4 protein-coding genes are annotated in these 8433 nt (G+C 57.1%); 1 reads left to right on the forward strand and 3 read right to left on the reverse strand.

Going from position 1 to position 8433, the window contains the following annotated elements:
• Nucleotides 1-162: 162 nt before the first annotated feature.
• Complete coding sequence (locus TBK1r_RS30775) at nucleotides 163-468, reverse strand: hypothetical protein (protein WP_145219124.1); 306 nt, start codon at nucleotides 466-468, stop codon at nucleotides 163-165.
• A 222-nt stretch (nucleotides 469-690) separates the two neighbouring features.
• Here TBK1r_RS30775 and TBK1r_RS30780 point away from each other — a divergent pair, with 222 nt between their 5' ends.
• Nucleotides 691-3483 carry an endo-1,4-beta-xylanase gene (locus tag TBK1r_RS30780; RefSeq protein ID WP_145219126.1) on the forward strand — a complete coding sequence of 931 codons (2793 nt, stop codon included), beginning with the start codon at nucleotides 691-693 and terminating at the stop codon, nucleotides 3481-3483.
• On the opposite strand, the gene TBK1r_RS30785 is transcribed toward TBK1r_RS30780, so the two are convergent.
• Complete coding sequence (locus tag TBK1r_RS30785) at nucleotides 3475-4581, reverse strand: polysaccharide biosynthesis/export family protein (protein WP_145219128.1); 1107 nt, start codon at nucleotides 4579-4581, stop codon at nucleotides 3475-3477. The two genes, TBK1r_RS30780 and TBK1r_RS30785, sit on opposite strands and share 9 nt — an antisense overlap.
• A 135-nt stretch (nucleotides 4582-4716) precedes the next feature.
• A complete protein-coding gene (locus tag TBK1r_RS30790) occupies nucleotides 4717-7722 on the reverse strand; it encodes an AsmA-like C-terminal region-containing protein (RefSeq protein WP_145219130.1) in 3006 nt (1001 codons plus the stop codon).
• Nucleotides 7723-8433: the final 711 nt, after the last annotated feature.

Genomic DNA, 8433 nt, shown 5'->3' on the forward strand with positions numbered 1-8433 from the left:
GCGGGTGAGTGTTTTTAGTAGGTGATGCGTGCCGGGGCAACGATCATGGGGCAGCGATCATCCGATCGGACCAATCGGGCACGGAGGGCGCATCAGGTCCATCGGTCCTGTCGCGCCCCCTCACCGGCGAGACGCTTCACCGTGGGCGGTCGGTGGTCAAGTTCAAGCTGAGAAACGCAGTTTGGTCAGCGGGGGGTTGCTGCGAATGATCTCACCAGAATCCGAGACCTTTAAATAGTAGGACGACAGAATGTGGGCACGGGTTGAGTATGCGGAGTCCCCTGTCGGCTCCAATCTCTCCCAGACGTTGACCCGATAGTTGCCGTTGTGGTGACGACAGACCTCGACGCGATGCAGGCGTGGGGGCCTGCCGACTTTTTCCAGAACCTGCGACTTGATCTTTTCGGTGTGTTCTGATCCCGCCAGGGCGTTCTCTTTCTGCGGGGCTGATTGATCGACGTTTGACATGGTTTTGCTCGGCCAATGGAATGCGATGGGATGCCGAACTGTAGCGTAACGCAGATCGGTTCGATATGAGTCGAAAGTTGCCAACGCAGCGGAAACGCATTGCCCCCCGACTGGTTAGGATTCCTGAATTTGAAAGCCTGCCGGTTTGATTTCCGGTCCATTTGTCTGTGGTAAGCTGACGCGAGCGTGCTCGAAACGACGTCGTTCCTGGAGTGTTCAATCATGCGAAAAGCCATGCCACTGGCGGTGATCGGTTCACTGATCACTCTCGTCCTGTTCGCCACCATGGCGTGCCCCGCCCAGGACGTTCCACTGGTTTACGACGTTGAGCACACCGGCTCAACGGTTCCGAAGCCTGTGCTCCCCGATTTCGACGAGTTGCCTGCGATTCGGTCTCTTCCAGATCCGTTCGCCTGGTCGGATGGCAGCGGGCGTTCGACCGAATTCAACGACTGGGAGCGTCGCCGATCGGAGATCAAAGCGGAGATCGAAACGTATGGGATTGGGAAGAAGCCACCGAAGCCAAACGGGATCGTCGCCAGCTTCGAGAATAACACGCTCACCGTGAAGACGACCGAGAACGGTGAGACGCTGACGCTGACGGCTCGGGTTCGAATGCCGGAGGGTGACGGGCCCTTTCCCGCCGTCATCGGGATTGGTTTCGGCGGCGGCAGCGGAAGCCTTCCTGCCGAAATCTTTACCAACCGCAAGATCGCGACGATCGCGTTCAATTTCAGTCAGGTGATGGCTCATCAGCAGAAACGCGGCGAGGAACCGATCAATCGGCTCTATCCAGAGTTGACCGACATCGGCGCCTACAGCGCCTGGTCGTGGGGAATCAGCCGAATCATTGATGGCCTTGAACTCGTCGCGGATGACCTTCCAATCAATCGTAAGCGTCTTGCGGTGACAGGTTGTTCGTTTGCCGGAAAGATGGCCCTGTTTGCCGGAGCCTTCGACGAACGGATCGCACTGACGATTGCCCAGGAATCCGGCGGAGGCGGTGCCGCAGCCTGGCGGGTTTCAGAAACACTGGGCAACGTGGAAACCCTCGGCAAGACCAGTCGCGCGTGGTTTCTCGAGGAGATGTTTCAGTTTTCCGGCGCCGTTGAGAAACTTCCCTATGACCATCATGAATTGATGGCGATGATTGCGCCGCGAGCGTTGTTGGTGCTGGGCAATCCGGACTACGAATGGCTGGCCGACGAGTCGGGGTATGTCTCGTGCCGAGCCGCTCACGAAGTCTGGAAAACGTTTGGAATTGGCGACCGGTTCGGATTTTCGATCGTCGCCGGTCACCCGCATTGTCGACTCCCCGCCAGTCAGCGTCCGGAAGTCGAAGCCTTTGTCGACAAGTTTTTGCTGGGCAAGACGGATGCGAACACCACCGTCACCCGACACCCCTATGAATCGGTAGAGCACGAGTTCTGGTACGACGGTTGGGCAAAAGGGAAATCCACTTTCCCCACACCAGATGATGCATCCATCGAAACCTTGACCTTTGAGGCAGAGGCGACCGCTCATGGAACGGACTGGACTATCGAGCTTGACCCGCAGGCCTCTGGAGGAAAGTACCTGACGATCAAACCCGACCTCGACAGCCCACAAGCCGTCCCTGCGGGCGACACGGCCGCGTTGACGGTCCCGTTCACCACGACAAAGATCTCAACGTACTACGCGCACGCTCGGGTGAACTGCCCTTCCGCGGACGATGACTCGTTCTGGCTCAAGATCGACGACCAGGAATTCGTGGCCGCCAACGGACTGCAGACCAATGGCTGGCAATGGGGCAAACTCGCTGCATGGACGCTGGAACCCGGCGAGCACCTGTTGACGATCAAGTACCGCGAGAACGGAGCATTGCTGGACCGAATCGGAATCACGACGTATCCGTTCGGGCCGGCGGGTTTCGAGTCTTCGCAGCTCGCCCCATCACTGAAGGATGCCGTCGGTACACGATTCAAGATTGGCGTGGGTGTCGGCGTTGACGTGCTTCAGGATCCTCAAGACGTTGCGCTGATTCGGCAACATTTCCAGATGGTGACACCGGAGAACTGCATGAAGCCGCAAGGCATCCATCCGGAGGAAGATCGGTGGGACTTTGAATCATCCGATGCGTTTGCGGATTTTGCCCGTGCCAACAAGATCGACTTGGTCGGCCACTGCCTCGTCTGGGCCAAAGATGATCGCACCGACGAATGGATGATGAAGGAAAGCGACCAGCCCGTCTCCCGAGAACGGCTGCTTCAGCGAATTAAAACGCACATCGACACCGTGGTCGGTCGCTACGCCGATGTCGCCACGCATTGGGACGTGGTCAATGAAGCGATCGGCGACAGTAACGACGACATGCTTCGTGATTCGGTGTATTCAAGAACAACGGGCATCGATTTTATCGTCACCGCGTTCAAAGCCGCTCGTGCCCGAGATCCGGACGCGCTGCTGATCTACAACGACTACAACGGGCACCAGCCGGACAAACGGGCGAAACTCATCGAGCTTTTGAAACAACTGAAAGCGGCCGGTGCCCCGGTCGACGCGTACGGAATGCAGGGGCACTTTGAACTGGGCGACGACTCGCTTGCCGACTTGCGAGCGACGTTTGATGAACTTCGCCGATTGAACATCAAAGTCGTTGTCTCAGAACTCGACATCGACGTGGTCAAACGGGGCCGCTGGTGGGCCGATGACGGCAAGTACCGCGACGAACTCGAAACCTTCGATCCCTACCAAGACGGGATGCCACCGGAAATCGAGAAACAGATGGTCGAGCAGTACGTCGAGCTCTTCAAGCTGTTCAACGAATACAGCGACCTGATCGAGAGAGTGTCATTCTGGAACCTTCACGACGGACAAAGTTGGCTAAACTACTTCCCATGGCAACGAGTCAATCATCCGTTGCTGTTCGATCGGAACCGACGGCCCAAGCCAGCCTTCGATGCCGTCTATGAATTGCTCACCCATCCAACGTCCCAGGGCAACGCCACTGCCCCAGCTCCCTCGCCATCACTCTGACAACGGCGCGAACTCTAATTCACCATCGACATCCGAGTTGCCGGCTTTGGAGCCCGTTGGTTCGCCGGGCAGATCATCGTCGAAATACTTGTCATAATTCGGTTGATAGCGCTCGTTGACTTCATCCAGGTCCATCAGATCACTTGGTCGAAGCGGATCGTCAGTCAGTTGCGTCCAACCCACGCTGCCGGGTGAGATCATGGTCTGGTCAACCATCATCATCGGTTTTGCCGTCGAATGTTCTGGGTGGCGACAGGCCCGGTTGCAGCCGGAACAACGGGAACAAGTTTGACTTGCCCGCCAGAACATGAGTTCGTCCATGCAAGACCGAGCGGCGACAAAGACGCGGTCACCGGGCTGCAGTTGATAGTTGGTTGCGGTGTTGCCCATTTGGACGATTTCGCGATAGCACACCGGCAATGTGACGCGGCACTCACCGGGATCGGTTGGTCGGGCCAGCAGGATCTGACACGGGTTGGCGCTTGACGTCAGTCCACCGGCGCTGACGATCGCATCGAGGACCGTTTCGGAGCCTGTCAACGGAAAGGAACCGGGCGCGTTCACTTCACCAAAGACATAAAAGCGATGAACAGGTTCGAGCAGTCTGACGTTGATGGCGATCGTGTCGCAGTCGTCTGGAAGCGGAGGCTTAGAGAGTGATTCCTTGACGTCGGGACTGACGAACGGTTTACAGGCTGAGATCTGCTGACGAATCTGGTCGGTGATCTGCCTTTCAATCAACGCTTCAGCCTGTTCCAGATTCCTGCCGACAACGATGACGCGGCCGTAGGGACCGAGGTCGACCGTTCCGTCCGCAAGAACCGCTTGGTCGGCCGGTAGCCGCAGATCGCGGTCCTGATTGACAGGTTCAATCAGCAGTGCATCGCCCGGTTGAAGCGAATGTAGCGGCAACGCACTTTTGGCGTTCTCTCGCGGTATGCCGTGGGGGATGCGAGAGGCTTCGAGAACGGTTTTGGCTTCTGTCGTGAGCGTCGAGTTCGAAGGATACAGTGAAAGCCCCAAGGGTGCGCAGCCGCTACTCGCGGCCGTCAACAGAACTGCCAGAACAAGCAGACCTTGGTAAACAGAACGTTGCATCGCTTCACCCATTGTTATGGAACACTATCCAGAAAGACAATCGGCTCGATGAGTGGGTCGCGCGTGCTGAAAACTGTTTTGCTATGGCGACACGCGCCATCGGCAGTACCGGAACGCATCGTGTTGGCGATAGAACTATGAACCTCCATCCAATCCATTCAATACGCTCAATGAGGTCCCCGCAAGGAGAAGCCGTTGGCCTTCGCGTAGCAGGAACCGCGCGGCTTCTTCACGAAACGTTTCGATCGGTCGCAATCGCACGATCGGGTTTTCGGTTGATCCCAGCACCGCGATGACCACGGTCCGATCGCGAAACAGTTCGGTCACGCTGAAGATCGCGGATGCGGGCAGCAGAGAACGCAGTGCATACTTCTGTGCCAATTGGCTAAGGTTTGCGGCGATGTCACGATAGTCGCCGGTCGCAATCAGTGCGATCATGTCCATGCGACCGCTGCGGAGGTAGAGTTTCCCGTCCGCTCGCACCAATGCGTTGTCGGCACCCAGCCAGAATTCATCGATCACAACCACACCCTGACCGATCATTCCTTTCGCTTCCCCCACGTCGAAGGTTTGACCGGCAAGTGAGACGGGGCCGAGAAACTGCGACGCCGCGATCAGGCCTGGAATCGCGGCACCACGCGTTCGCCCCAACTGAAAATCGAATCGACCCGCGAGGTCATCCACCGATCGAACGGACTTGCCACCGAGTGAGATTTCGCCCGTGACTTCTCCAGTCGCCAGTGAACTGGATCGACCGAACGGATTGGTCAATCGAAACACGTCGACTCTCCGCGTTTTCCACCGGCTCGTCATGTCAACGCCTCCACGACGACCGGAGGCGAGGTGCAGTTCGCCGTCGAGCTGTCCGCCACCGACACTTGATCGAACCGACGGGATGCTCAAATCCCAGTGCCATGTTCTCAAATTCGCGGTGGCAACGAGCGCCCCGCGTGCCACGCCGATCGGCAAGTCGTATGCGGCCAACTCGCGTCCCTGCAGGCTGCCTCGGATTCGAACGGAGTCTTGACGCCCGGTGATGGTTGCCTTGGTAGAGATTCGTCCCTGGATTCGCTCTGCCTTGTTGCCCAGAAACCACAGTCCGCGATCGAGTTGGATTCTGGACGCAACCAAACGAAGGTCCGCACGTGGGCGAAATGTTTCGTCACGGTCAAACAAGTAGACGCGACCGTCGAGCCGTAGCGATCCATTCGCGTAGTCGCCCAATAGCGGCTGGACCACCAAGACACCTTCTTCGATTCGTCCGTTCAGAGTCAGCTTTCGCGAAAGAAGACGCGAGCGATAATTGACGTCTGACAACTCAGCGGACACTTTTACCCTGAGATTCGATTGGGACACTGGTTGCCCGTCGAAATCGGCGATGATGTCGCCGCTCACGTGGCCCGTCAGACCGACGCGACGACCGACCGACAGATCGACCAATGGGTTGATCGGCAAGTGTTCGAAACGAAAGGCCGATTGTCCGAGTCGGGACATCACATCAGACCAACGATCGGTCGTCAGCATGTTGGCGATGGTTCGCACTTTGACCGTCCCGCCCAACAGATCGCCGCTCGCTTGCAACGCTAACTCGCCTTGTTTCGCGACAAGTTCTGCGGCCAGTTCGCCGACCCTTTCTTCGTTGATCTTGATCTCCGAGACAGACAGTGTTGCAGTGCCCGCGTGTTGATTGGGATCCAATAGCTTGTCGATCGGAGCACGCCAGTCGATGTTTCCCGCGATGGTGGCGGTGGCGATTGGGGCAATCCTGCCGAGGGCCGGGATTCGAAAGTTCGGACGGATGTCGGCAATTGACAATCCGGCAACCAAATCACCGTCGCCATCACGGGGCAGCGTGGCGGTTCCCGAAATCTGTCCGCCGAAGGCTGTCGCCGTAAGCGACTGGAGGGTGAGCGCTTCGCTGGTAATTGAATACTTCGATCGAAATTTCACCAACGTGAATGTCGCCGGCAACGTTGCTTCGTCACGCCGGGGCAGAACGTCGAATTGGTTGGGCGTGAATCGGATGGTGTGTTCCAAAACGCCCAGGTCGATACCTGCGAGTTGCAGCGACGGCGATGCGACCGAACCATCGATATTCCACGTCGACTTTTCAGTCTCAGGGGCGAGGACACCGGATCCACGAACGCGAAAGTCAAGCTTGCCATCGACCACCGCCGGCGATGTCCGCCCGGTCGATCGACTCGAAAGTCGAGCGATCGCGCCGAGCGGTAGATCGTCGCCGGCAAGTTCGAACGAAAACTCTCCTTGACCACCGAGCGGCACGTCGGCCCGACCGATCAAGCGAATGCCGGATGGTTCAAGATTCGATGGGGCAGCCATCAGATCGAGTTCCCTGAATTTCAGGCGTCCGTCCTCAATCGTGAGGTCGCCGATTTTGACATCGGCAGGCGGGAGACTGGCGAGCTTCAATCCTTGTCCATTGACCTTCCCTGCAAGTTCGTACGCCTCCATCTCGCTGATGCGGTCGATGGGCGCGCGAAAGCGAATGTCACCCGACAGCCGACCTGCTTCCGGTAACAAACCGTTTTGCGACGGTAAGAACTTGGCAATCAAGTCGCTGACCGGGGAGAGGGCGATGTTGTTGATCTTGATTTTGGCTGTCGCATCTCCCCGCGGAACCAGTTGCAGACTGCCACTGCCTTCGACCGTTCCGCTTGTTTTTCGATCTTGCCCGCCGACTTGTGACTTCAGACGCGTGAGTGTTGCCAACCCGTTGCGATAGGAGATCGACGTTTCAAAGTGTTTCAGTTCGACATCATCGATCACCAATCCCGGACTGGTTAACGTGCCATCAAAACGATAGGCGGCACCATCTCTTAACGACGTCAGCGGAATCCCGACGTCCAGTTTGACGGTCGCGGTGCCGCGCAGACGGAGCCCAAGATCAATGCCGATGGATTTTAGCCGTCCAGCGAGTTTGTCGATGTCGACGTTTTCAAATTCCCATCGGGTCGTCCAATAACGCCCGGTCTTTGCGTCTTCGTTCTGAACGAGCTGTTGGGCCGGCGCCACCGACGTTTGAGCAGAAAGGCTTCCCTGTACCGCAATCACCGCCATCGCAATGACAATCCGATAGAAGTACCGGATCGCTGGGGAACGGGCGGAGGCTGAATAGGGCATGTGTACGAGGTGTTCCTGAACGAAACTCCAGTCGTGCACGACTGAAATTTGGTACTCAATGATGACGCGTTTTCCGCTTCCGACTTACATCAAATGGCCTTTTCGCTGCGGATCGACTCTCGCAATTCCCAGCCGGAAAAATCGGATATCGAAGTCTCGAATAGAAAATGCCCTGCGAAGTTTAGGCCACCGATTATGTATTGGTTCAACGAAAAAGCAGGATTTCCCCCGCGTTGACGTTATCAGCGATCTGGTCTGGTGTATCGAGAGGAACCCAGCAAACGGCTGCTTGTGCTCTGGATACATTTAATTTTGGGGCAGCACTCCAGCAAGCTTGCCGGGCTATCGATCGCAAACAACACCCACGGATAGCAGCGCGAAACCACGGATGACAGGGTGCAACAAATCCGCGGGTTCACGCTGCCATCGGTGGGCCCAGTCATCGTTTCATCGTTCCGCAAGTTACAGCCTGTCCCCTTTTGCGTGGCAGCCCAAATCCAATAGCTGATGGAGCACTTGTGCCGGGTTCTACGATGGATCCTCGGGCTGATATCACCACGATTCGAACCCCGCGTCGATCTGCTTTTGTCGTTTGATTACGTGATTGGAGATGATGAGAGCGGAAAAACTTTGGAATTCAACTCGGTCAGTGATATGTTGACGTTCTTAGACGTGGTGGGGCCATGAAGCATCGCGATTGGAAAGAACGAC

This window comes from Stieleria magnilauensis, from assembly GCA_007753675.1.
Lineage (GTDB): Bacteria > Planctomycetota > Planctomycetia > Pirellulales > Pirellulaceae > Stieleria > Stieleria magnilauensis.